22 protein-coding genes, 2 tRNA genes and 2 pseudogenes are annotated in these 24,151 nt (G+C 70.3%); 4 read left to right on the forward strand and 22 right to left on the reverse strand.

Features of this window, described 5'->3' with window-relative positions; translation table 11 throughout:
• Window positions 1-26: 26 nt before the first annotated feature.
• The 18 genes from F6X51_RS25895 to F6X51_RS25980 all read right to left on the reverse strand — a co-directional run bounded on the left by F6X51_RS25895 (window position 27) and on the right by F6X51_RS25980 (window position 17,037).
• Window positions 27-941, reverse strand: coding sequence for a phosphotransferase (locus F6X51_RS25895; protein ID WP_150966745.1), 915 nt, complete (start codon window positions 939-941; stop codon window positions 27-29).
• A 29-nt stretch (window positions 942-970) separates the two neighbouring features.
• The gene (locus F6X51_RS25900; protein WP_150966746.1) at window positions 971-1,933 is read right to left on the reverse strand and encodes a phosphotransferase family protein; all 963 of its coding nucleotides are present in this window, start codon (window positions 1,931-1,933) and stop codon (window positions 971-973) included.
• A complete protein-coding gene (locus F6X51_RS25905) occupies window positions 1,930-3,213 on the reverse strand; it encodes a Zn-dependent hydrolase (protein ID WP_150966747.1) in 1,284 nt (427 codons plus the stop codon). Before F6X51_RS25905 ends, F6X51_RS25900 begins: the two co-directional genes overlap by 4 nt.
• Entirely contained in the window at window positions 3,188-3,940 is a 753-nt protein-coding gene (locus tag F6X51_RS25910; protein WP_150966748.1) for a DeoR/GlpR family DNA-binding transcription regulator, read from the reverse strand. The genes F6X51_RS25905 and F6X51_RS25910 overlap by 26 nt, the downstream gene beginning before the upstream one ends.
• A 68-nt stretch (window positions 3,941-4,008) precedes the next feature.
• Window positions 4,009-5,562, reverse strand: a complete 1,554-nt coding sequence (locus tag F6X51_RS25915) for an amidase (protein WP_150966749.1) — start codon at window positions 5,560-5,562, stop codon at window positions 4,009-4,011.
• A 52-nt stretch (window positions 5,563-5,614) separates the two neighbouring features.
• Window positions 5,615-6,349, reverse strand: a complete 735-nt coding sequence (locus F6X51_RS25920) for an ABC transporter ATP-binding protein (RefSeq protein ID WP_150966750.1) — start codon at window positions 6,347-6,349, stop codon at window positions 5,615-5,617.
• Between the two features lie 5 nt (window positions 6,350-6,354).
• Window positions 6,355-7,098 (reverse strand): ATP-binding cassette domain-containing protein, encoded by a 744-nt coding sequence (locus F6X51_RS25925; protein ID WP_150966751.1) that lies wholly within the window; start codon window positions 7,096-7,098, stop codon window positions 6,355-6,357.
• Window positions 7,095-8,183 carry a branched-chain amino acid ABC transporter permease gene (locus F6X51_RS25930; protein ID WP_150966752.1) on the reverse strand — a complete coding sequence of 363 codons (1,089 nt, stop codon included), beginning with the start codon at window positions 8,181-8,183 and terminating at the stop codon, window positions 7,095-7,097. Before F6X51_RS25930 ends, F6X51_RS25925 begins: the two co-directional genes overlap by 4 nt.
• Window positions 8,180-9,046 carry a branched-chain amino acid ABC transporter permease gene (locus F6X51_RS25935; protein ID WP_150966753.1) on the reverse strand — a complete coding sequence of 289 codons (867 nt, stop codon included), beginning with the start codon at window positions 9,044-9,046 and terminating at the stop codon, window positions 8,180-8,182. Before F6X51_RS25935 ends, F6X51_RS25930 begins: the two co-directional genes overlap by 4 nt.
• Before the next feature lie 9 nt (window positions 9,047-9,055).
• Window positions 9,056-10,303: an urea ABC transporter substrate-binding protein gene (locus F6X51_RS25940; protein ID WP_150966754.1), complete on the reverse strand. Its 1,248-nt coding sequence runs from the start codon at window positions 10,301-10,303 to the stop codon at window positions 9,056-9,058.
• A gap of 283 nt (window positions 10,304-10,586) precedes the next feature.
• On the reverse strand, window positions 10,587-11,345 hold the full coding sequence (locus tag F6X51_RS25945; protein WP_150966755.1) for an SDR family oxidoreductase: 759 nt from the start codon (window positions 11,343-11,345) through the stop codon (window positions 10,587-10,589).
• A gap of 52 nt (window positions 11,346-11,397) precedes the next feature.
• Window positions 11,398-12,612: an ABC transporter substrate-binding protein gene (locus tag F6X51_RS25950; RefSeq protein ID WP_150966756.1), complete on the reverse strand. Its 1,215-nt coding sequence runs from the start codon at window positions 12,610-12,612 to the stop codon at window positions 11,398-11,400.
• A 134-nt stretch (window positions 12,613-12,746) separates the two neighbouring features.
• A complete protein-coding gene (locus F6X51_RS25955; protein ID WP_150966757.1) occupies window positions 12,747-13,172 on the reverse strand; it encodes a YciI family protein in 426 nt (141 codons plus the stop codon).
• A gap of 211 nt (window positions 13,173-13,383) precedes the next feature.
• Complete coding sequence (locus F6X51_RS25960; RefSeq protein ID WP_150966758.1) at window positions 13,384-13,593, reverse strand: hypothetical protein; 210 nt, start codon at window positions 13,591-13,593, stop codon at window positions 13,384-13,386.
• Between the two features lie 116 nt (window positions 13,594-13,709).
• Complete coding sequence (locus F6X51_RS25965; RefSeq protein WP_191970280.1) at window positions 13,710-14,999, reverse strand: winged helix-turn-helix domain-containing protein; 1,290 nt, start codon at window positions 14,997-14,999, stop codon at window positions 13,710-13,712.
• Window positions 15,000-15,536: 537 nt separating this feature from the next.
• Window positions 15,537-15,611 (reverse strand) — tRNA-Thr (locus tag F6X51_RS25970).
• A 161-nt stretch (window positions 15,612-15,772) separates the two neighbouring features.
• Window positions 15,773-16,231: an NUDIX hydrolase gene (locus tag F6X51_RS25975; protein WP_150966759.1), complete on the reverse strand. Its 459-nt coding sequence runs from the start codon at window positions 16,229-16,231 to the stop codon at window positions 15,773-15,775.
• Between the two features lie 338 nt (window positions 16,232-16,569).
• Window positions 16,570-17,037, reverse strand: coding sequence for a MarR family winged helix-turn-helix transcriptional regulator (locus tag F6X51_RS25980; RefSeq protein WP_150966760.1), 468 nt, complete (start codon window positions 17,035-17,037; stop codon window positions 16,570-16,572).
• 636 nt (window positions 17,038-17,673) lie between these two features.
• Between F6X51_RS25980 and F6X51_RS25985 the strand changes: the two genes are divergently transcribed.
• Window positions 17,674-17,750: transfer RNA gene (locus tag F6X51_RS25985), tRNA-Arg, on the forward strand.
• Window positions 17,751-18,500: 750 nt separating this feature from the next.
• The gene (locus tag F6X51_RS25990; RefSeq protein ID WP_150966761.1) at window positions 18,501-18,746 is read left to right on the forward strand and encodes a cysteine rich repeat-containing protein; all 246 of its coding nucleotides are present in this window, start codon (window positions 18,501-18,503) and stop codon (window positions 18,744-18,746) included.
• 393 nt (window positions 18,747-19,139) lie between these two features.
• Here F6X51_RS25990 and F6X51_RS25995 read toward each other — a convergent pair whose 3' ends face one another.
• Window positions 19,140-19,706, reverse strand: a complete 567-nt coding sequence (locus F6X51_RS25995) for a hypothetical protein (protein ID WP_150966762.1) — start codon at window positions 19,704-19,706, stop codon at window positions 19,140-19,142.
• Window positions 19,707-19,734: 28 nt separating this feature from the next.
• Entirely contained in the window at window positions 19,735-20,481 is a 747-nt protein-coding gene (locus F6X51_RS26000; RefSeq protein ID WP_191970281.1) for a DUF2092 domain-containing protein, read from the reverse strand.
• A 464-nt stretch (window positions 20,482-20,945) separates the two neighbouring features.
• Between F6X51_RS26000 and F6X51_RS26005 the strand changes: the two genes are divergently transcribed.
• Both F6X51_RS26005 and F6X51_RS26010 read left to right on the forward strand, forming a co-directional pair.
• Complete coding sequence (locus tag F6X51_RS26005) at window positions 20,946-22,232, forward strand: TAXI family TRAP transporter solute-binding subunit (protein WP_191970282.1); 1,287 nt, start codon at window positions 20,946-20,948, stop codon at window positions 22,230-22,232.
• A 260-nt stretch (window positions 22,233-22,492) separates the two neighbouring features.
• Window positions 22,493-22,576 (forward strand): annotated as a pseudogene (locus F6X51_RS26010) (IS5/IS1182 family transposase); the annotation flags it as partial.
• On the opposite strand, the gene F6X51_RS26015 reads toward F6X51_RS26010, so the two are convergent.
• Both F6X51_RS26015 and F6X51_RS26020 read right to left on the reverse strand, forming a co-directional pair.
• On the reverse strand, window positions 22,575-23,942 hold the full coding sequence (locus F6X51_RS26015; RefSeq protein WP_150966765.1) for an MmgE/PrpD family protein: 1,368 nt from the start codon (window positions 23,940-23,942) through the stop codon (window positions 22,575-22,577). The pseudogene F6X51_RS26010 and the gene F6X51_RS26015 overlap by 2 nt on opposite strands.
• Before the next feature lie 11 nt (window positions 23,943-23,953).
• Window positions 23,954-24,151: pseudogene (locus F6X51_RS26020) on the reverse strand (peptide ABC transporter ATP-binding protein); the annotation flags it as partial.

Here is a 24,151-nt window from a genome sequence, read left to right on the forward strand (position 1 = left end):
GGCGCTCTCCTTCGCCGACCAACCTCTCACCCGGCTATCCGTTTCAGCCCGCTCGGACAGCGCTCTAGCTTCCAGGACCCGTACTTGCAGAAGTCGAAGTCGAGGAGCGACACCGCTTCCTGGATCATCGCCCAGGTCGACCATTTCAGATCGGCGAGGGCCTTGAGCACCAGGATGCGCGCCTCGATCCCCGGATCCCAGCGCCCGAAATAGGCCTCGATCATCTCGCGCTCGACCGCATCGGAGAAGGCCATCTCGTCGAACCACAGGGCGAGTTCGTAGGCACGTTCGTTGTTCGAGGCGTATTCGAAGTCGACGAGCATCACCCGGTCTTCCGCATCGATCAGGAAGTTGCCGGCGAGCGTGTCGTTCATGCAGGGGACGAGGTCGAGGCCCGATGCCAGGAGCGCCGCCTTCGCCTCGGCATAGCGTCGCATCAGGAACGGGCCGTCCCGGAAAACGCGCCCGCCGACATCGGCGACCTGCGCGACGTGTTCCTCGATCATGTCGAAGACGGTCTTGGTCAGACGTAACGGGCCGGAATCGTTGAACGCCTTCAGGGCCTGCACCGCGTTCCGGCGCACCGCCGGGCGCAGGAAGTCGAGGTTCGACGTGGCGCGGAACCCCTCCACGAAGGCGAAGACCTCGACCCCCGCCTCGGGCAGGAACTCGATCACCTCCGCGCCGAACCCGCAGGCATGCGCTTTCCGGCTCGCCTCGTTGGCCGCCGTGCGGGTGATGAACATCTCGGTGCCGCGCCCCGGCACCTTCACGAACCAGTCCTGCGCGGTCCCTGCCGAGACCTGCCAGTTGGCGTTGCTGATTCCACCGGAGACCGGGCGGTAGCGCAGGCTCGCCCCCTGCCAGCGCGGGACGCGCCCGAGGATCGCCTCGACATCGCGCTCGGCCGCGCTCGCGCCGTCGCCCAGGGCCTTCCACATCGTCACTGCCCTCTCCTCCCGGCGTTGCGTCAGAGGTTGCGGAGCCAGGCCTCGAAGTCCCGAGCGCCGGTCGTCGTGCGGGCATGGAAGAGCCGCCACTGGCCGTACTTGAAGAACTCGATGCCGCCGCGCGGGGCCGTCACCGCGCGGACGATTCCCCACAGGCCCCACATCACGTCGTCGACCGCGCCGTAGAGGCGGCAGCGGTCGAGCCGGCGCGGGTCGCAGGCGCCCGCATAGGCCTCGACCGCGGCGCGGCGCTCGTCCTCGAACCGGCAGGCCTCGTTGATCAGCGCGCCGACCTCGAACCAGGGATCGGCATCGCCGGCGAGGTCGAAATCCACGAGGCGGATGCTCTCGCGGCCGCCCTCGAGGCCGAGCATCACGTTCGAGGCGATGCCATCATTGCGGCAGGGCCGCAGGTCGATGCCGGAGGCCCGCATCGCCTCGCCGATCAGCGCGGCGGCGGCGATCAGATCCCCGGTCCCGTCCGGCAGGGGCGCGCCGACGGCATCGGCCTCCCGGGCGAGCGCCTCGATCCGGGCGAAGGGGCAGAAGCGATGGCCGAACAAGGCTTCGGCCTGGAGGCGGCGCAGGGCCGCCAGCACGGCGGCGAGCGTGCCGGACGCCTGCAGGTCCCCGACACGGGCGTAGCGCCACGGGTCGGGCAGGAAATCGAGGCCGATGTGACCCTCGCCGGCGAACCGGACGGCCGGACCGATGCCGAGGCGGCCGGCGCGCTCGGCCGCCCGCATCGCGGCGGGGGTGAGGTCGTCGGCCATGTCGGCGTGTCGGATTTTCAGGAAGATCTCGGCCTCGCCGTCGAGGGCGACGCGGAGGCAATCCGACGCCACGGCGCGGTGGGTCGGCGAGGCGACGGGCGACGCCGCGAGGGCGTAGGCGAGCGGACAGTTCTGCAATTCGGGAATGCGGGCGAGCGCCGCCTCGACGCGGTGCTCGAACGGCGTCTCGGGGTAGCCGGCCAGCTTCATCGCGCTGCCTCCCGGATCGCGCGCTCGGGCGAACCGCCGGCGCGGCAGAGCCGGTCGGCGCTGCGCAGCATCACGGCGAGACCGGCCTGCATGTCGGCGTCCGAGGTCTCCTCGGCCACGTCATGGGCGATCCCGCCGATGCTCGGCACGAAGACGAGGCCGGTCGGGCAGGCGCCGAGGAGGCTCAGGGCGTCGTGCCCCGCCACCGTGTCCATGGGCATTGCCCGGTATCCGGTCTCCTCGGCGGCGAGCGCCAGGAGGTCGGCGACCGCGCCGGGGAGCGCGCGGACCGGCCGCTCGACGCGGCCGAGAACGCTCAGATTCGTGCGGGCACGCCCGGCCGCGGCCTTGAGCGCGCCGTCCGCGAGGGCGCCGGCTTCGGCCAGGATGGGATCCGCCCCCGAGCGGATCTCCACCGAGATCTCGACGCGGGACGGGACGACGTTGGCGGAGTTCGGTTCGACGCGGATGCGGCCGACCGAGGTATGGACCTGCCCCGGCCAGCGATCGGCGATCGCCCGGACCTCCGCGATCGCGTAGGCGGCGGCGAGCAGGGCGTCGCGCCGGAGCGGCATCGGGCAGGGGCCGGTATGCGCCTGCGCGCCGGTGAAGACCGCGTCGATCTTGGTCGCTCCCCAGTTGCGCATCACGATGCCGATCGTCGCGCCGCCCCCGGTGAGCACGCTGCCCTGCTCGACGTGGAGTTCGAGGTAGCAGGCCGGAAGCGGCGGCGCGGTGTCGGTGCCGCGATGGCCGATCGCCGCGAGCGCCCGCTCGAGGGTGACGCCCGCGTCGTCCTGGCTCGCGAGGGCGTCCTCGGCCCGGTGGTGGCCCGCATAGGTGCCGCTGCCGAGGAGGCCCGGCCGGAAACGGGCGCCCTCCTCGTTGGTCCAGTTCACCACGCAGAGGTCGGCGTCATAGGCCCTTCCGCGCGCCTTCGCCCCCACCAGCGCGGCGCCGACGCGCAAGGCCGTCGCGACGCCCAACGTCCCGTCGAAACGGCCGCCCTGCGGCTGGCTGTCGAGATGCGAGCCGAGCATCACCCGTGGCGCGTCCGAGCGCCCGGCGAGGGAGAACAGTCCGAACTGGTTGCCGACCGCGTCGGTCCGGAGCGTGCCGCCGGTTTCGGCGACCGTCGCGGCGAACAGGTCGCGGGCCAGCCCGTCGGCGGCGCTGCCGCAGAGGCGGTGGACGCCCCCGGTCTGCGTCGCGCCGCAGGCCGAGAAGCGGGCGAACAGGTCGTGCAGCCCCGGATCAGGCCGTGATGAGGTCGATGTCATGCCGGGCGAAGCGTTCGAGGAAGGGCGGCGGGGGCGGCCGGTCGGTGACGACGCTGAGTAGGTCCGACAGGTCGAAGGTGCAGAGATTGGCCTGGAGGCCGAACTTGTGGGAATCGGCCAGGATCACCGAGCGCCGGGCCTGTCCCCGCAGCGTCCGCCGCAGGACCGATTCGTGCTCCTCGTAATCCATCCAGCCCCGGTCGAGGTCGCAGGCCGATATGCCCATGAAGACGATGTCGAAGAAGTAGCGCCGGGCGTAGGCCACGGTCTCGTAACCCACGAGCGCATTGTCCTTCGGACGCAAAGTGCCGGGCGTCAGGTTCACCCGCGACGGGCCTGCGCCGAGCAGCAGCGCGACGTCGATCGAGTTGGTGGTCAGCGTCAGGTTGCGCTGGACGAGCCGCCGCGCCAGCGCCAGCGTGGTCGTCCCGGTGTCGATGAAGATCGACATGCCGTCGCGCACCAGCCCCTCGGCGATGCCCGCGACCCGCGCCTTCTCGCGCGGGTGGGTCTTGCCGCGCTCCTGCAACGGCCGGTCCTGATCGAGCCGCGGCGGCACGGCGCCGCCGTGGATGCGCCGGAGGAGTCCGCGGGTCTCCATCAGCTTGAGGTCGCGCCGGATGGTCTCCTCGGACACCTTCAGGAAGGCTGCCGCGTCCGCCACGCCGACGCGGCCCGTGCCGTGCAGGCGCGAGAGGATCTCCTGATGGCGATGGTCCGTCAGCATCGGCGCGTCTCATTCTCCGGTCCGCGGCACGATGATCGGTCCCGGCCCGTCGCGTCGAGCCCGGCATCTCAGCCGGCCACTGCGAGCACGGGCGCCCGGCGGTGGCGGGTCGCCGCTTCGTAGGCGTAGGCGTAGCCGAGAAGGTCCGCCTCGCTCCACATCCGACCGACGAAGATCAGGTTGAACGGCGCCCCCGACGCGTAGAACCCCGCCGGTACCGTCACGCCCGGCAGCCCCGCGATGTTGATCTCGCAGACGGTGGTCTCGTTGATCGCCTGCCCGCCGTGAAGCGGCGGCAGCTCGTCGCGCATCTGCGGGAAGACGAGGCCGTCGAGGGCGTGCTCGGTCATCACCCGGTCGAAGATCTCGAGATAGGCCTCGCGCAGAGCCAGGAAGTCGGACAGGTCGGGCGCCGCGTGCGGATCGGCGAGGATCGGCGCGAAGGCGGGGATCGTGTGCAGGTAGTGCAGCACGCCGCCGGGACGGAACGGGTCCTCCGCCCGCGTCGCCTCCGCGAAGGCGGCGACGTCCCGCAGGGCCGCGCCCGGTCCGAGCCGGGTGAGGTAGAGCTGGAGGTCGTAGGGGACCGATTCGAGGCCGCGGGCGTCGAAATGTTTGAGACCGGGCGTCGGCTCGCCGAGCCCGGAGAAGCCCGAACCGGCGAAGGGGTCGGCGACGAGGGCCGCGCCGCGGGCCGCGATCTCGCCCTGCGCCCGCTCGTAGAGCGCGGTCGCCTCGGCCGAGAGCGGCAGGTCGCGCCAGCCCGGACCGAACAGGCCGAGGCGCTTGCCCGCGAGGGCGTCCGGCGCGAGCTTCGAGGCGTAGCCGCCCTTCGGCCGGCGGCCGATGCCCGCGACCGTCTTCGGGTCGGCCGGGGTGTAGCCGGCGAGCACGTCGAGGGTCAGCGCCGCGTCGCGCACGCAGCGGGCGATGGGGCCGACGACGTCGCGGGTCGAGCCCGCGAGCGGCACGACGCCGGCATTGGGGACCAGCGCGAAGGTCGGCTTGATGCCGACCAGCCCCTGGGCCGAGGCTGGATTCTGGATCGAGCCGCCGGTCTCCTCGGCGAGCCCCAGCACCGCGAAGCTCGCGCCCACGGCGGTGGCCGTGCCCGCGCTGCTGCCGCCCGGCAGGCTCCTCGGCGCGGCCGAGTTCAGGGTCGGGCCGGCCCAACTGTCATTGGCGTGGCTGCCCGTCGCGCTCAGCACCGGCACGTTGGTCTTCCCGAGCATGACGCAGCCGGCGGCCCGCATCCGCGCGACGACCGGGGAATCGGTCTCCGGGATCAGGTCGACGCCGCCGGCCTTCGCGGAGAGGAAGTGCCAGCCGGCGGTCGTCGGCAGGCCCGCCATGTCCATCGGGTCCTTGATCACCACCGGGACGCCGTCGAGGGGGCCGAGGGTCGCCCCGGCGGCGCGGCGCGCGTCGCTGGCACGCGCGTCGGCGAGGGCCTCCGGGTTCATCACGATGAGGGCGTTGTAATGCGGGTCGTGGAGCGCGATCCGGTCGAGGAAGGCCCGCGTCAGCGCCTCCGAGGTCACCCCGCTGGCGAAGGCGTCGGCGGCATCCGCCAGCGTCATCTCGACGATTTCGGTCTCCGGTCCTGTCTCGGCCGCATCCATCGCGTATCTCCCTGTCTGTGCGTCTCGCGGAATGGGTCTTGAGGGGCGATCCTCAGGCCATCCCGACGAACTCGTCGATCAGCGTGCGGTCGCGGGCGACCTCGGGGGGCACCTCGCGGGTGATCGTGCCCTTCTGGAGGATGAGCACCCGGTCCGAGAGGCCGGAGATGAAGGAGAGGTTCTGCTCGACCAGCAGGATGGTCAGCCCGCGCGCGCGGCTGATGCCCCGCAGCGTCTCGACGATCTCCTCGATGATCGAGGGCTGGATCCCCTCCGTCGGCTCGTCGAGGAGCACGATCCTCGGATCGGAGCAGAGGCAGCGGGCCAGCGCCAGGAGCTGCTGCTCGCCGCCCGAGAGCGCTCCGCCGGGCCGGTCGAGATAGGCGTTCAACCGGGGGAAGACCTCGAGGATGCCGGCGATCGTCGCCTCCTCGGGCGTCCGCGCGAGGAGGCAGCCCATGCGCAGGTTCTCGCGCACGCTGAGCGCCGGGAAGATCTCGCGCCCCTGCGGCACGTAGCCGATCCCGGCCCGTGCCCGGGCGGTCGGCGAGGCTGCGGTGATGTCGCGCCCGGCGAGGCGCACGCGCCCGGCCGTCGCCGGCAGGTAGCCCATCAGCGTGCGCAGCAGCGTGGTCTTGCCCATGCCGTTATGGCCGAGGATCCCCACGGCCTCGCCCGCCGCGACCGTGAGCGAGATGCCGCCGAGGATCGGGATGCGGCCGTATCCGGCATGCAGCCCCTCGACGGCGAGGAGCGGCGCACCGGGGATCGGATGGGTCGGGTTCATGCCGCTCACGCCGCCTGCTTGCCGAGGTAGACATCGCGCACGCGCTGGTCGGCGAGCACGCGCCCGACCTCGTCCTGCATCAGGATCCGTCCCTGGTTGAACACCGTGACGGTCTTGGCGATCATCCGGATGAACGGCATGTCGTGCTCGACCACGATGACGGCGTGCGTCCGGTTGATCTCGCGGATCAGCTCCGCGGTCCGATGGACCTCCTCGTGGGTCATGCCGGCAGCCGGCTCGTCGAGGAGGATCAGCTCGGGCTCCTGCGCCAGCACGGTGGCGATCTCCACCCATTGGCGCTGGCCGTGGGCGAGCTGCCCGACCATGCGACCGGCGATGGCCGTGAGCCGGAGCCGCTCGAGCGTCTCGTCGACGAAGCGCTTCGTCCGGGCCAGCGACTTGCGGCGCCCGCCCGCGATGAAGACGTTCTCGCGCACCGACAGGCCATTGAAGACGTTGGGCACCTGCGTCTTGATGCCGACGCCGAGCCGCGCGATCTCGTGCGGATGCGCGCCGGTGATGTCGGCGTCGCGGAAGCGGATGCGGCCGGCGCTCGGCGTGAGCTGGCCGGTCAGCATCTTGAAGAAGGTGCTCTTGCCGGCGCCGTTCGGCCCGATCAGGCAGCGCAGCTCGACCTCGTCGAGGGTGAAGTCGACCGCGTCGACCGCGGTCACGCCGCCGAACCGCATGGTCGCGCCCTCGGCCCGCAGCAGCGGGCGCAGGGGCCTCGGCGCGGTGAGGCCATTCATCGGCCGCCTCCCTCGGCGAGCGCCGGATTGGCGGCCGCGGGCTCGGCCCCCGGCGTCGCGCGCTTGCGTGCCGTGAAGCGCTCGGCCGCGCCGACGACGAGGCGGCGTGCCACCGGCACGAGGCCCTCGGGCACCAGGAGCACGAAGCCGACGAGCACGAGCCCGAGGCCGAGGTTCGAATCCACCATCGACTGCGTGCCGGCGGCGATGATCAGCGACTGGATCAGCACCGCGCCGAGCATCGGCCCGATCAGGGTGCCGAGGCCGCCAACCAGCACGTAGATGATGACCTGCGCCGACATCGAGAGGCCGAACACCGTCGGGCTGATGAACCCGCCCCAGTTGGCGTAGAGGCAGCCCGCCAGACCCGCGATCCCCGCCGAGATCGTGAAGGCGAGGAGCTTGTACAGGCGCGGGTCGTAGCCGATCAGCTGCGCGCGGGTCTCGTTCTCGCGGATCGCCACGATCACCCGGCCGAGGCGGCTCGCCAGGATCGCGCGCAGCAGCACGTAGACGAGGATCAGGGCGCTCATCGCCACCGCCCAGAGGCCCTCGATGTCGAGCTGCTCGCCCGGCTCTCCGATCCGGTTGATGACGGGGATCGCCGGGATGCCGTTGAAGCCGCCGAGCTCCGCCTGCCCGATCCGGTACTGGCTGCCCGAGGTGGTGTTGAAGAGCTGGAACAGGATCACCGAGACGGTCAGGGTGATCACGCCCACATAGGCGTCGCTGATCCGGCCGAAGAACATGAAGTAGCCGAGCGCGGCGGCGAACAGCATCGGTACCGCGATGGCGATCAGCACCGGCAGGGTGCTGTCGCCGAGGTTGATCACCGAGACCGCGTAGGCGTAGCCGCCGAGGCCGAGGAAGGCCGCCTGCCCGAACGACATGATCCCGCCGTAGCCCCAGACGAAGCCCTGGGAGAGCGCGAACATCGCGAGCGCGGCGAAGCCCGTCATCTGCACGAGGCCGAAGCTCTCGGTGACGTGCGGGGCGCCGAACAGGAGGGCGAGGCCGCAGGCCACCACGGCGAGGAATCCGGCGGGGCCGGCGATCGTTCCGGAACGCGCGGTCGTTGGAATCATAGGCTGCGTCTCAGGTAGCGGCCGGTGATGCCCTGCGGCAGCACGCGGATCAGCAGGACGGCGGCCAGAAGCAGAACCACGTCGCCGATGACCGGCGTGGTCCTGAAGGCGACCAGTTCGTTGATCGTCCCGAACAGGCTCGCGGCGAGGCCGGTCCCGGTGATGATCGCAGGCCCGCCGCCGAGGACGGTGATGAAGGCCCGGGCGATGTAGGCGGCGCCCATCGCCGGCGAGACCCCGGAGATCGGCGCGAGCACCCCGCCGGCGAGCCCCGCGAGGCCGGCGCCGAGCGCGAAGGTCGCCATGTAGATCCGGTCCGGCGAGACGCCGAGGGCCGCGGCCATCCGCGGGTTCTGCATGGTGGCGCGCAGGATCAGCCCGAACCGGGTGAGGCGCAGCAGCGCCAGCATCCCGCCGAGGGCGGCGAGCGCCGCCGCGATGATCACGAGGCTGTAGAGGCTCGCCCCGTAGCGGCCGATCTCGAAGCTCCCGACCGGCGTCGAGACCCCGCGCACGACGTTGCCGTAGAGCGTGGTGACGAGGCCGATCAGCCCGAGGCTGATGCCCCAGGTGGCGAGCATGGTGTCCATCATCCGCCCGTAGAGGAAGCGGATCACCGCGCGCTCGATGAGGAGGCCGATCAGCCCGACGATCAGCGGCGGCAGCACCAGCATCGCCACCCAGATGTTGACGCCGGCATCGACCGCCACGACGGCCGTGTAGGCACCGAGCATCATGAACTCGCCGTGGGCGAGGTTGATGATCCGCATCATCCCGTAGATCACGCCGAGCCCCAGCGTGATCAGCGCCAGCGTGGCGACGCCGGTGAAGACGTTGAACCCGAGGAGCCCGACGAGATCCATGCCTTGGCCTCAGCCCTTGAGGTCGGGGGTGAACTGCTTGCTGGTTCTCGGATTCTTGAGGAGGTCGCAGGCGCCGCCGGTGTCGGAGGGGAACTGGTCGGGGAAGGTCGCGAGGAGGTCCCAGGCCTTGTCCTTCGGGCGGGCCAGGTAGGTGTTGCGGATGGTGTGATGGGTCGCCCCGTCCATCGTCACCGTGCCGGTGGGGCCCTCGTAGGAGATCCCCGATTCCAGCGCTGCGATGACCGCCTCGCGCTCGACCGTGCCGGCCTTCTTCACGCCTTCCGCCCAGAGCATGATGCCGTCGTAGGTGGCGGTGTCGAGCTCGCTGAGGTCGGTGACGTCGGCGCCGAACTTCGCCTGCATCCCCTTCACGAACGCGACGCTCTTCGGGGCGGGCAGGTTGTTGTACCAGCCGTAGCAGGTGACGATGCCGTTCGTCGTCGAGGCGTCCATCGTGGTGAGCTCGTCGCCGAGCCCGAACACGCTGGAGCCGACCGGGATCCGGCCCTTCATGCCCGCCGCGTCCCACTGGCGATAGAAGCCGGAATGGTTGGCGCCGACGAGGGCCGAGAGCACCAGCTCGGGCTGCGCCTGCTGGATCCGGCTGATGGCCGAGGAGAAGTTCGTGACGTCGAGGGGGAAGAAGTCGGTGCCCAGGATCGAGCCGCCGCCCTCCTTCATGAACTTCGTCATCCAGCTCGCGGTGATGTGCCCGTAATTGTAGTCGGCCGCGACGATGTAGGCCTTCTTGCCCCAGGTCTTGAGTGCGTAATCCACCAGGTGGTTGACGGTCTGCGCCGGCGTCGTGCCGGTGCAGAACACGTTGCGGTCGCAAACGCCGCCCTCGTACTGGGTGTTGTAGAAGTACAGCGTCTTGGAGCGTCCCAAGATCGGCCGGATCGCCTCGCGCGAAGCGGAGGTGATGCCGCCCTGGATGACGTCGACCTTCTCCTTGAGGGCGAGCTGCTGGGCGTATTGCGTGTAGAGCTGCATGTTGGATTGCGTGTCGTAGGCGATGATCTTGACCGGGCGCCCGAGCAGGCCGCCGGCCTTGTTGATCAAGTCGACCGCATACTCGGTCGTCTCGATCATCCGCTTGCCTTCGAGACCGAGCGCCCCGGTGCCGTCGAGCAGGCTCCCGAGCTTGATCGGCTCGGCGGCGAGGCCGTTGCGCGCGAAGAACGGCATCGCCACGGTGCCGGCGGCCATCGCACCGATCCGAAGGGCGCTGCGTCGGCTGATCATGGGGTCGCTCATTCCTGCCGCTCCGTGTCCGTACCGGCCGCAATCGGGCGCCGGGACCATGGACGCTCTGGCAAGACCGATGCCAACAAATCCAACAAATCACACATGAGAGGCCACGGAGGCAGCGGCGCAGGAGGTGGCTGATCACGTGAGCCGGAACATGCCCATGCGGCGCGTCATCATGGCGAGTTCTTCGGCAGCCTGCGTCCGGTATCCGGGCGCGCAACGTCGCTGCCGCCTCAGGGTCGCGCTCGCGCCTGTTTCGGCCTGGCTCCGGTGCCGAGATCTCGGCCGCTCAGAGCTTCACGCCTTCCAGGTAGCCGCGGTTCCAGGTCGGACTGATGAGGATCTCGTTGACGCACACGGAGGGCGGCAACCGAGCCACGAATAGGATCGCCTCGGCAAGGTCGTCCGATTGCAGCATGCGTCCTTTGTCCTGCGCGGTGACGGGAACGGGGCGCCGGTCGAGGAGCGGCGTCGCGACCTCGCCCGGGCAGATGCAGCAGGACCGGATGCCGTGCCCGCATTCCTCCCGGTTCAGGCTTTCCGAGAGCGCCACCAATCCGTGCTTGGCGGCCGAGTAAGCCGGCCCTGTCAGCGTCGAGACGTAGCGGCCGGCCCAGGAGGATACCTGGATGATCAGTCCACCCCCTTGCGCCCGCATCGCCGGCAGCACGGCCCGGGACGCGTAGAAGGGCCCGTTGAGATCCACGCCGATCACCGCGTCGATGTCGGCCGGCGTGATCTCGCGCCAACTGCGCTTCGGCACGTTGAGACCGGCCGCATTCACCAGCACGTCGCAGCGCCGGTAGGCGGCCTCGACCGCCTCCCAGGCGCGCTGCACGTCATCGGCCACGCCCATGTCGGCCGGCGCCACCAAGGCCTCCCCGCCCGCCTCGCGAACGAGCTCCGCGGTTCGTTCCAGGGCCTCCCGTCCCCGTCCCGTGAGGACCAGCCGCGCTCCGGCCTTGGCCAGGATCACGGCGGCCGCCTGTCCGATGCCGGACCCGGCCCCCGTCACCCAGGCGACCTGTCCCTCGATCTCGCGCAGCATGGTGGGCTCCCTCTCGCGGTGACGCGCCGCCCGGATGACGGTCCGCCGTTCCCTACCCCTTGCCCACGAGCGGGCAGCCGCCCTCGCCGAGGGGGCGGAAGGCCTGCTCGGCCGGAATGGTGTCGAGGAGCTTGTAGAGGTCCCACGCGCCCTTCGACTCGGCCGGTGCCTTGACCTCGAACAGGTACATGGGGTGCACCTTGCGCCCGTCCGCCCGGACAGAGCCCTTGCCGAAGAGCGGGTCGTCGGTCGGGTTTGCCTTCATCCAGGCCATCGTCGCCTGCGGGTCCGTCGATCTCAGCGCGGCCACCGCCTTCAGGTAATGCAGCAGCCCCGCATACACGCCCGCCTGGTTCATCGTCGGCATGCGGTCGCCGCTGCGCTTGGAAAAGCGCTCGGAGAACGCCCGCGTGCCGGGGTTCAGGTCCCAGTAGAACGACTCGGTGAGCACCAGCCCCTGCGCGATCTGCAGGCCCATCGAGTGGACGTCGACGGCATAGATCAGCAGCGCGGCGAGCTTCTGGCCACTGTCCGTGAGCCCGAATTCATGCGCCTGTTTGACCGCGTTGACCGTGTCGCCGCCCGCATTGGCCAGCCCGACGACCTTCGCCCCCGACGCCTGCGCCTGCAGCAGGAAGGACGAGACGTCGTTGGCGGGGAACGGGACGCGGGCGGCGCCCAGCACCCGTCCGCCGCCCTTGTCGATCACCGCGGAGGCCTCGCTCTGCAGCGAGAGGCCGAAGGCGTAATCGGCCGTGAGGAAGTACCAGGTGTCGCCGCCGCGCTTGAGCATGGCACCGGCCGTGCCGTGCGCCAGCGCGTAGGTGTCGTAGGTCCACTGGATCGTGTTCGGCGAACATTGCTTGCCCGTCAGCTCGGTGGTTCCGGCGCCGGAATCGATGAAGATCCTGTTCTTCTCGCGCGTGACCTGGCTGACGGCCAGCGCCACCGAGGAGGTCGGCACGTCGAGGATCGCGTCCACATTGTCCCGGTCGTACCATTGCCGGGCGATGGCGGCGCCGACATCGGGCTTGTTCTGGTGGTCGGCGGAGACGATCTCGACCTGTACGTCCTTGCTGGCCTGGGCGAAATCCTCGACCGCCATCCGGGCCGCGAGGACCGAGCCCTTGCCGCCGGTATCCGAGTAGACGCCGGACATGTCGTTGAGGACGCCGACCTTGACGCGGATCGCCTCGGCCGAGCTCGCCCCCGTCACAGCGGCGAGGCTGATCGCGGCCGAGACGATGCAGCGCCGGATCCGTGCCATGGCAGCCCTCCCTCGGCGGCGTCCGTTCGTTGACGCCACGAGGGCACGCCCGGCCTCCCGGCGTCAAGCGGCGTGCCACATCGCGGAGCCGCGCCTCGGAAACAGGATCCGGCGCCTGGACGCGTCGGCCCCCATCAGGCGACGCCGAGCGTCCCCCGCTCCCCAGAGCGCGGCGTCGCGAGGTCCTCGGGCGTCAGGAACTCGGCCAGATCCGCCGCCTCGAAGAACGGGCGGATCTCGACCTCGCTCGGACCCGGCATGGGATTGGGGCAGCGCTTCGCCCAGGCGACGGCCTCGTCCATGTCCCTGACCTCCCAAATCGAGAAGCCGGCGACCAGGTCGCGGGTCTCGGCGAACGGCCCGTCGACGAGCGTTCGGCTGGGGCCATCGAAGACGATGCGCTTGGCCTCGGCGCTGTTCTTCAATCCGGCGGCGGCCACGAAGATGCCGGCCGCGACCAGCTCCTCGGTGAACCGGTCCATCGCCGCGAACGTCTCCGCCGAGGGGGGCGTGCCGTCTTGGCGCGCTTCGGTGGCTTTCACGAACACCATCACCCGCATCGTCCGCTCCCTGGTTCGCCGCGGCTCCTTCCGCGTCTCTTCAGGATGACGAACGGGCTCGCCGAAGGCCGACATCGCCCTGCAAAGATTGTTCGCCGTTCGGCGCAAAGGGCAGGAGCGGCCGCTTCCCGGGTCGTCGTGGCCGACCCGGTGCACAGCGCGAGCCTCGCCCGTTCCCCCGCGTTGTGGCCTCCGCCGGGGCGTCCGGCCGCTACCGCAGGGTCGGCGCCTCGCCCGGCTTCAAGGGCCGGTCCTCGCCCTCGGGGCCGCCGAGGGAGACATGGCTGTTCAGGCGGTTCAGGTGCTCGAAGACGTGCTCGAAGGCGGCCGTGACGGCCTGCTCGAAGGAGCCGTTGCCCTTGCCCTGCGCAGCTTTCAGGGCGCTGAGCAAGGCGTGATGCGTCTCGGTATCGCTCGACATGGCAATCCTCATCGCCGATCGACGTGCCGGCGCGACGAGCCAAGTTCCCGTACCTGTCTTGGTTCCTGGGCGGATGCGGGAAAAGCGCGATCCCGCCTCTCGCGGGTGCCGGGCGCTCAGCCAGGACGGATCCTCTCCGGTCGGGCGGGCATTGGCGCGACCGATGGCGCAGGGGGCTCGATCGCGCGGATCGGGGACAACCCCTCCAGGGCGGCGGCCGGCGCGACCGCGAGGCTCGACAATCCGAGCCACGCCGCCATCGCGCGAAGCTCCCCCATCAGCCGCTCCACCGTCCAGGGCGGCGCGCCCGGCTCGACATGCGCCCGTTGGACGACCAGGGCGCCGATTCCGCGGTCCGCCTTCAGGTCCACGCGGGCGACGAGCGCGCCGTCCAGCAGGAACGGCAGCACGTAGTAGCCGTGCTCGCGCTTGTGGGCCGGCGTGTAGATCTCCAGCCGATAGCGGAACCCGAACAGCCGCTCGGTCCGCGGACGGTGCCAGACGAGCGGATCGAACGGCGACACCAACGCCGAGCCTTCGAGCCTGCGGCCGGGCCGCGCCTCCTTGTGCCGGTAGGCCTGATGCGACCAGCCCCGCACGCGCACCGGAACAAGCGTTCCCTCCTCGACGAGCTCGTCGATGGGCAGCCGGGCATCGTTGGGACCGATGCGATAATAGTCGCGCAGGTCGTGCGCCGTCCCGATGCCGAGCGCCCGCGCCCCGCGCGCGATCAGCGCCCGCCTTGCATCCGGGCCGCTCGGCGTCGGGGTTTCGAGGACGGCGCGGGGCAGCACCCGCTCGGGCAGGTCGTACACCCGCTCGAAGCTGTTGCGGCGATGCGTCGAGGCGACCAGCCCCGCCCAAAACAGCCATTCCAGCGCGTGCTTGGCGGCGCTCCACACCCACATGCCATGCGCGGCCCGGGTGCCCGCGACGTCGGAGGCGGCCAGCGGCCCCTCCCGCTCGATGCGGGCGAGCAGCGCGTCGGCCTCGCTGCGCCGCTCCCCGGCGAAGGGCGCGAGCTGGCGCCACACGCCCTGTCCACGACGCGCGCGGGCCATGCGCCAGCGCAACAGGGGTTGGCAGTCGACGGGCAGGAGCGATGCCTCGTGCCCCCAATATTCGAAGACCGGCTTCGGCTTGGCGGCCGCGACCGCGTCGAGGAGGGCGCGGTCGTAGGAACCCAGGCGCGAGAAGAGCGGCAGGTACTGGGCGCGCACGAGGACGTTGACGCTGTCGATCTGGAGCAGGCCGAGCCGCCCGATCCCCTTGCGCAGCCGGATCGCGTCGACGGTCCCTGGGGGACGCCCTGCCGTGAAGCCCTGCGCCGCGAGTGCGATGCGGCGGGCCTCGGAAGCCGACAGCTCCGCCTTCAGCGCCGTTCTCCCGAGACCGCGTGCGCGCATGCGCGTCGGTCCGCGCGCATCGGGGCGTATCCCTCCACCCCCTTGCGTCGGGTCGCCCGGAGGCCGGCCGGCCGAGGCTGGCTCGGCCACCGCAGCATTCGCGCCTCTCCCACCCGAAGGACGGCTGCGACGACCGGCAGAAGAAGGCGGCTTCGGCCTTCGTCCTGGGGATGACCCGACGCGCGACGGGCGAGATCGGCGAGCATCATCCGCTGATGCCACGCGAGGCCGACCGAACCATCGCGAAACCCGTCCCGGACGCGCTCTGATCCGGCCTCCGCCGCGGCGCGCCGACGCTTGACGATCCCTCCTCGGCAGGGATGCTCGGACATTCGCCGCCCGGCCGGGTCGCCGGAGAGCTCTTCGGGCCAAGCGGGCACGTCGTCCGGCGGGCGCCGTCGCAGGGAGAAAGCATTCGTCTCGGCCACGCGTCTGAGGCGCGCCAATGCGGGCGTCATGGGCCGGACCGCTGCGTGAGTCGGCAGCAGCGCCGACGCCTTCCCGCTCCGTCACGTCTCACGTCGATTGGCGAAGGACTGGTGCTGCGAGGGGGGATCGAACCCACGACCTCCTCATTACCAATGAGGTGCTCTACCACTGAGCTACCGCAGCATGGGCCGCCGGGTGCGGGGCGCTTCCGTCCGACCGGGTGGGGGATTAGCGGATCGGGATGGGCTTGGCAATCGTCTCGATGCGGAGATTCGTCGATCGGCCGCATCACGGCGCGGGGGCCGCGTCCGGGCGGCGGCGCCTCGTCGGGCGGCGCGCGGCCCTCACTCGACGAGGCCGGAATCCCGCTTGAGGGCAGCGCGGATGATGCCCGCGAGGCCCGCCTCGGCCACCGCCTCGGCGGCCTCGGACGGGGTGAACCAGCGGTTCTCGCGCTCGTGCTGCTCGGGCCAGCGCTTGAGCTGCTTGCGCACCTCGAGGGGAAACACCTTGACCTGGCAGAGCACGGAATCCCGGCTCTTCAGGCGCTTGTCGTAGAGGTAGAAGCCGAGGGGGCGCTTGCCGACATGGCCGATCACGCCGGCCTCCTCGTAGGCCTCGCGGGCCGCGGCCTCGTAGGGCTTGCGGCCCTTCATCGGCCAGCCCTTGGGGATCACCCAGCGCCGGCTCTCGCGCGAGGTGACGAGCAGGACGGTGAAGCTGCCATCCTGCCCCTTGCGGAACGGCAGGGCGCCGACCTGCCGCCGCGGCTCGCGCTCGTCGTCGCCGGGATGCGCCGTCATGATGCGCGGACTGTCACCGGACGCCGCGGGGCCCCGGAGCCGAGGCCGCCGGCGGCGCGCCCGCCCCGCGGGGTGGCGTGGGCGTCCGGTCCGGTCCGGTCGCCCCACGGGGTCCGGGCCAGTGCGTGAAGGCAGATCGCGACACAATGCATGGCGTCTCGCGAGAGAGGAAACAGAACGGACGGCGGGCACCGCCGTTCCCCGAATAGGCGCAAAGCCTCGGTCGGCTCAACCGAAATTTATCCGGCAAATCAAACACGGGCGGCGCCGAGACTAGGCGGCGCAGCCGACAGGAGCATGACAGCTGATCGGGAGCGCGGGCTCGCCGGGCCGCCGCCTCAGCCGTTCGCCGACAGGTTCTCGATGAGGTGGTTGAGGTCGGCCCGCATCGCCTGCACTTCGGGCTCGGTCAGGTTGAGCTGGCACATGACCGCTTGCCGGACCTCGACGGCCTCGGCCTTGAGGGCGCGTCCCCGCGGGGTGAGGCCGATCTCGACCTCGCGCTCATCGCTCTGGCGCCGGTTGCGCACCAGCAGCCCCGCCCCTTCCAGGCGCTTCAGCACCGGGGTCAGCGTGCCGGAATCGAGGCGCAGGCGCCGGCCGATCTCCGAGACCGTGACGCCGTCGGTCTCCCAGAGCACGAGCAGGACGAGATATTGCGGATAGGTGAGGCCGATCCGTTCGAGCATCGGACGGTAGGATTTCGTCATCCGGTGCGCAGCCGCGTAGAGGGCGTAGCAGAGCTGGTTGTCGAGCAGCAGCGGGTCCGTGAGCGACCCCGCCTTCTCCTTGAGCGCATTCACCATACACACCATGCCATCGGCCGCACCGGGACCGCACGCGTCCGGTGCGAGCCCGCCCGGCCCCTGTCGGGTCGCACGATACGCGATGCCGGCCCGCGGCGTATACGCAGAATTCTTCCACAGGCTCCGCGCGATAATGCGGGTGTCCTATCACGCGGGGGCCCGCAGGGTTGCCCGGGCGCCGGCTTCGTCTTCGAGCGTACGCGGCGGGCGGTGTGGCCCGGCGTCGGAGACCCGGACGGATGCCGGGATGGGGTGACCACGACGGCGCGCCTGCTTCTCCCGCCGCCCGGCACCGCAGCATCCGCCAAGTGCTCGGCGGGGTGCCGAGGGGGGCGCCCGAAGCGGATCTGGCCAGCTGTCTGCCCTGAGGCCGCATCAGGCGCCGGATTGTGGACCGGCGGTGCCATGCCGTCCGGGTGGCGCCAGCCGCCTCATCAGGCCGAGCACGGCCGAGATTGGTGCGGATCTCCCCCGGTAAACCCGCCCGATCCGACGTCGGCGGCCCTGGTCCTCCGCGCCCGCGCGCGCCCGCCCCACGCGAATGCGCCGGAGCGCCACGGAGGGGCTTGCCAAGCGCGAGGCGAGCCTCTAGACACCGCTCCCGACCGGTCCGGCCCACGCCGCCCGGTCCACCGCGCGCCCGTAGCTCAGCTGGATAGAGCACCAGACTACGAATCTGGGGGTCAGAGGTTCGAATCCTTTCGGGCGCGCCATTACTTAGCTAGATTTCACGACATCGCTGGACGGGTCGGGGTAACGCTGGTGGGTCACCGCGCATCGACCCCTCCTGCGGCGATTTTTCAAAACCACTGGTGAACCGCCGATCGCGCCGGATAGCGCGTGGGGCCTCTGTTTCAGCGCTCTCGATTTCGCGCGCGTGCCACGATGGCGCACACTCGGAATGACCAGTCAGTCGGTTCCCCGTCTCAGAGCCTGTTGGAGCCCCGCAGCCGGTCGTCCCCCTCTGTCTCGTGTGCAAACACGAATTCCGCCTGGCAGGGCGGAGTGGAGAGCAGATGTGGACGGACCGGCATCGGACGCGTCATGAGGCGCGCCTGAAGACACGGTGCTGCAGGCTCGCCTGGATGAGGTGGCCTGCTCTCTGGAGCGGGCGGATCCGCCGGGCAGTCCGGATGCAACGCCTGCGCAGCCAGGACTGGCCGCGATCGCCTGACGCCTCCGGGTCGCCTCACCTGCGGCGCCAGCCTCATGGCTGCAACCGTCTCTACAATTCAGCCTAAGAGCGATGCTCAAACAAGCTCTTAGAGAATGAGCGCTGGCGCACACAGGCTATCCTCGACTTGCGAACAGGAGATATCTTCAACGAGCCAGTCATTGCGCCCGGTCGGCTCGGAGAGGGGGATCCAAAATCTAGCGGCGAGCGTCCTTCATCGAGGGCACATTTGTCCCGCATGAAAGCCTCGGTCGCTTTCGCATAACTGTTCTACCAAGTGGATGCTCTCATGCGCTGTCTCTCTCTGACGGTCGTTGCGGCTCTTGCCGCAACAAGTGCGGCTCATGCTCAGCCGGGTGGCTCTCCCGAAGCGGGGGAGATCAGCCCTGCCCTCCGTCGGGCTTGTGAGGGGGACTACCAGCGTTTTTGCGCAGGGGTTCAGCCGGGCGGGGGGCGCATTCTTCAGTGTCTCAACTCGCACACGAAAAATCTGTCTGAGAGCTGCCGCACGATGCTGTCGGAGCGCAAGCCGTAGTCGTTGCAACGACAACCTTGACATCCGAGGGCCCCGCTCATCGGCAATACGGCAGGGCCGAGGGAATACTTGCCCCGCGCGGCACTCTGAACGGCACGGCGCAGGCGGTCTCCGCGACCAGGGTCTGCGCGCGGGTGCGGTACGATCAGCTTGTCGAACGCGAACGCCACCTGCCTGTATGCCTCGCCGCAGCCTCCGCCCGGTCCCTCGGCAGGTCGCTCTTGTCGACGATGTTGCCGAAGGCCTTCTCGTCGGAGCCTTAGGCGAGGCAGGCGCGATTGCGGAAGCGCTGCCAGGACAAACCGTGGCTGCCGGCGAACGCGCCTTACCCCGGAGACGCGCTGGTCACGGCATTGGTGGCGCCGAACCGCCGGCTGGACGCGCCGGGCCCATTCAGGGGTTGGCGAGCATCTTCAGGCAGGTCCCAGCCTTCTCGGCGGCCGGGCGCGCCTCGGCCTCGCTGACCTTGCCCGCCTCCACGAGCGAGCGGGTCTGCGCCACCACGGTGTCGCGCAGAGTCTCGAGGCTCTTCATGTTGCGCACCGATGCCTCGTAGATGATCTTCGAATCGGGGGGCAGCCCGGCCGCGCAATGGGCGGCCGCGGCGCCGCCTCCGCCACCGGCCTGCGCCACCTGCGTGCCGGCGGCCTGGCCGGACGCCGCCGCGGGGGCCGCGGCCGGCGCCGCCCCCGCCGGCGCGGGGGCTCCCACGGCTCCGACCGCCCCCGTGCCGACCGCCGCGGCTCCGACGACCGCTCCGCCCGCGATGGCCGCGGCCGGGAAGGCCGGCGCGCAGCGCCAGCAATGTGCCAGAAGGGCTGCGCGCGCCGCGAACGGGGCTCGGAAGCCGCCCGCCGCCACGCCGCCGCGCCAGCCGCGTGCGACCCAGAACGCATCCGCGGGCGTGGCGACGCCGACCACTGTAGCGATGGCCGCAAGGGCGCGTACGATCCGTCTCATCGCGGCCTCCTCTCGGGACTTCGTGGTGTCAGTACTCGGTCTTGGCGAAGGGCACGGACCGTGCGCCCGCCGTGTGGGCCGTCGAGAAGATCCGGTCCGCGACCGGTTGGCCGATTGTCCAGTCGGTGAAGGTCACGCCGTTGCGCGTCTGGCCTTGGCTGCCCGTGTCGGTGACCCAGAGCTGGCGGGGCAGCCGGTCCTGAACGCCGATCCAGATCTGCGCCTGCGCGTCCTTGGCCGCGAAGGCGACGATGTCCGTCTCGACTCCGCCGACGAGGTTCGAGCGGCCGACCACGAAGGCCCGGGTCAGACCCTCCGTCAGGGCCTGAGTCGGATCGGCGACGAGGAGGTCGGCGAAGGCCTGCGTCTGGCCGCTGGCCTCGACCTCGGCCTTGAGGGCAGCGTCGAAATTCCGGGGCGCCGGTGCCGAGGCCACGGTGCGGTCGAGTGGGTGGAACAGGGTCAGGGTCTGCCCGTCGGCGATGAACTCGCTTGCGGCCCCGTCCCCCTCGGTGACGACGCGCAGGTGATCGGGACGTTTCAGCACGACCCGGCTCCGCACCGTGTAGAAGATCGACTGGCCCTCGGCGTTGGGCACATCGTGCATGGCCGTCGCCGTGAACGTCAGGGTCCGGGCGTCGGCCAGGGCGTCGCCCGCGGCTCGCAGGAGCGCGACCGCGGCCGGCTCGACGGCCGGAGCCGGGCCCTGCGCAACTCCGGAGCCGCCTGACGCGACGAGCCCGACCAGACATCCGATCCACGTGAGCGCTCTCATGCTCCGCTCCTGTGTCGGCGCACCCCAGCCCGCATGGTCGCGGAGCCCCGGCGGCGAGCCTCCCGAGGTCCGCCGGCGGCGGCGCGAGGTGGCGTCCGCGGGATCTCGGTTCGGGCTGTCATCGCGGCCGCGCGCCATCGTACGCGAACCGGATCAGTCGCGAGCCTGTGCATGCACCCCTCCCAAGACAAGAGGATTGCTGATTTGGGTTTTCGGGTAACGTAGTCGTTTTGTCAGACACGGTCCATGGCAATAGACCGTACGATCATGTTGCGCCAATACAGGCAGCATCGCTCGACAAACATTGGAAGGGTGCATGTATGCTCGCTTCCGCCATATGAAAATACGGGTCGCTGGCATAAGCCGTTCTTGGGGAGGCCGAGGCGCGGATGCAGCCGTCGTCCCCGTCCGGGCGGAGGAGATCGGTGATTTGGTGGGCGCTCGCGTGGCGGAGGGGCAGGCTCATGGTCATCCGCGCGATCGCGGCGATCTTCGCCCTCATCGGCCTCGTCGTGGCAAGCCTCTATTTCGGGATGGTCCACGCCGACCTGCGCGTCACCGCCGGGCCGCCCGGGAGTGCGATCCAACGCCTCATGAGCGCACTCGCGGCGGCCAACGCCAAGGTGCATCCGCGGGTGCGCCTCGTCCTCGTTGAGGAGCGGGACCTCGCGGAGGGCGGGCGGGCGCTGGAGGCGGGCAAGGTCGATCTCGCCGTGATCCGGAGCGATCTGCCCGCGCCGCGGAACGCCCAGACCATCGCCATCCTGCGTCGGGACGTCGTCGCCCTGCTGGTCCCCCCGCACAGCCCCGTGGACGGCATCGGGAAGCTCGTCGGGCGCACGGTCGCCCTCGTGCAGGGACCGCTCGAGGCGGACAATGCCCATCTCCTCGACACGCTCCTGGGGTATTTCGACATCCCGGCCGCCCATGTGCGGCGGCTCGTCCTGCCGGTCGACCAGATCGGCCAGGCGGTGCGGGAGGACCGAGCCGCGGCGGTCTTCGCCGTCGGTCCGATCGGCCCGGGCCAAGCGGTCGAGGCGACCGCGGTGCTCGCGAAGGCCCTGAAGGGTGCCCCGAAGCTCCTGGCGATCGACGAGGCCGAAGCGATCGGCAAGCGCAATCCCGGCCTCGAATCCATTGAGGTGCCCGCCGGCGCGCTGCGGGGCCGTCCTGAGACGCCGGACGACGGCGTCACGAGTGTCGCGGTGACCTATCGCTTCGTGGCGTCCCGGGCGATGCTTGACGTCACGGCCGCGGCGATCGCCCGGTCGATTTTCACGATGAAGCCGATGCTGATTGCCGCGACCCCGCTCGCCAGCCAGATCGAGGCGCCGGACACCGACGACAAGAACCCGATCATCCCCATCCATCCGGGCGCCGCCGCCTACCTGAGCAGCGGCGACCAGAGCTTCTTCGACACCTCCGAGAACTACCTCTATGCCGGCGGCATCGTCCTGAGCGTCGCCGGCTCGGCGCTGGCCCTGCTGGCGGAGCGCTGGAGCCGCCGGCGCTCCGCCCCCGACCGCAAGCTGCTGCGGCGGCTCGTCGAGATCGCCGAGGAGGCCGAGGCGGCGGGGTCTGCCGACCTCCCCGACCTTGAGCGGGAGGTGCGGGCGCTGGTCGCCACCGCGCTGACGCGGGAGGCCGATGGGGGTGCCGGCCCGGCCCGCTGGGAGATGGTCGCGGCGGGTGCAGCCCATGCGGAGCGGGCCATCGCCAGCCGGCGCGCGACCTTGTCCACCGCCGCGTGAGCCGGTCCGAACAGGGACCCGCACGAGGCCGGCCTCGCCGTCCGTGCCGTTCCGCCGCTCGAAGTGGCGGGCCCAAACCAAAGGCGGCGTCGGCGAAGATGCAACCGAGGTGGTCCCGCAGCAGCCGATAGGGATTGCCGCGGCGGAGCGCGGTCTGGGCGACCCGAGCGGTTTCAACTGACGCCGGCGGCAGCGCTGATTGCGGACGCAGCGACATGGGCAGAATCCGGGTGCCGGCCTGACCGGCTGGCTTTGGACCGGCCGTGCTCGCGCCGCTTCTGCCCGCCCCGGTTACGACCGGTCGCCCGTGGCGCTGGCCATCGCGCGCGATCCTGGACGGCATCATGCGTGCATCAGGGCGGCCAGGCGCGCGACGCTCGCGATTCCATCGATCTTGAGAAGTTGCTGGTAAAGATCTGCCGCGGCACCCGGAGTTATCGACCGGCCGGCACAGGCCAAAAACTTCCTTTGGCGGTCCGCCTCGCTCATTGGGCACTCCGGGTTGCCGATCGCAAGGTCACGGCTGCCGGTGATGCGGCGGCCGTCGCGGAGCAAAATCTCCATCTCGACCGGCGCGGTCCCGACAAAACCCAGTGCGGCAAGTCTCGGACTCACCGTCATCCGTACGCGCGCCATCATCTGCCGAACCATCGGATCGGCCAGAATGTCCGCCGTGAAGCTCTCGAGCGTGACTTCTCCGCGGACCAGGATGACGGCGAGCGCAAACTCCATGGAGAACCGGGCCTCGACCGGAGTGCGAGGCTCGTGGCAGACCAGCTCTCGCTCGGCGAGTAGACTGGTGCCGACGCGAATTTCTGCGACCTGCTCCGGATCGATGCCGTGCTTCGAGACAATATCGAGCAAGAGATCACATGCCGGATGTGAGCCGCTGCAACAGGGATATCGTTTGTAAGCCAAACCTCGCTGCACGAGGTCGTAGGGCCGCCCGAACTCAAGGCGTTCCAGGCGCGCGCGTTCGTGCTGAGCTGCTCCCGCGAAGCAGCGGATGAAGCCATCGGCCCCCTCGACCGCCTCGGTAGCGGCTGTCAGGCCGGCACGCGCGAGGGACACCGCCTCCAGGCCGTTCCGAGCGGCCATCCCAGCATGGTAGGGCTTTGCCTGTGTTCCGAAGTTGGCGCGGATACCGCTGGCACGTGACAGCGACAGAGCCAGAGCATTGATCGTCACATGCCGTTCAAGGTGGAGAAGGCGACAGGCGGCCGCTGCAGCGCCGAGGGCGTAGAAGATTCCGGTCGTATGCCAGCCGTTCTGTGAAGCTTCGGGCATGGTGAGGTCCGCCAAGCGGTGGGCAACCTCAACGCCAGCAAGGTAGGCGACGACGACCTCACGCCCGGAAGCTTCGATACTCTCGCCGATGGCTAGAGCCGCAGGGGCGACCACGGTGGTGGGGTGACCGATCGTGGTCCAGCTCGTGTCGTCGAAGTCGAGGGCATGGCCGGCAACGCCGTTGCACAGGGCAGCGTGTTCCGAATCAAGGCGGTCCCTGGATCCGATGACGCTGGCCTCCCGTCCACTGGAACGGGCAGCAGCCCAGCCAAACACGGTGCGGGCGACCTGCTCCTGTGAGCCGGCGAGGGCCACACCGATGTAGTCGATAAATGCCTCGCGAGCGGCAGCGAAGGTTGCCTCATCCGCATCGGCAGCAGCAAGGAACTCGGCTGCCTGTTCCAGAAAGGACGACCGGGACATTCGCCTGCCAACTAAAGGACTTGGGACAGAAAGCGGCGGGTTCGCTCATCCTGCGCGGACTTGAAGAAGGTGGCCGGCGGCCCGTGCTCGACGATGACGCCTCGGTCGGTAAAGTAGACGTGATCAGCGACGTCGCGGGCAAAGTTCATCTCGTGGGTGACGAGGAGGCAGGTCATGCCCTCCTCGGCCAGTTCGCGGATGGTCACCAG

Source organism: Methylobacterium planeticum (assembly GCF_008806345.1).
Lineage (GTDB): Bacteria > Pseudomonadota > Alphaproteobacteria > Rhizobiales > Beijerinckiaceae > Methylobacterium > Methylobacterium planeticum.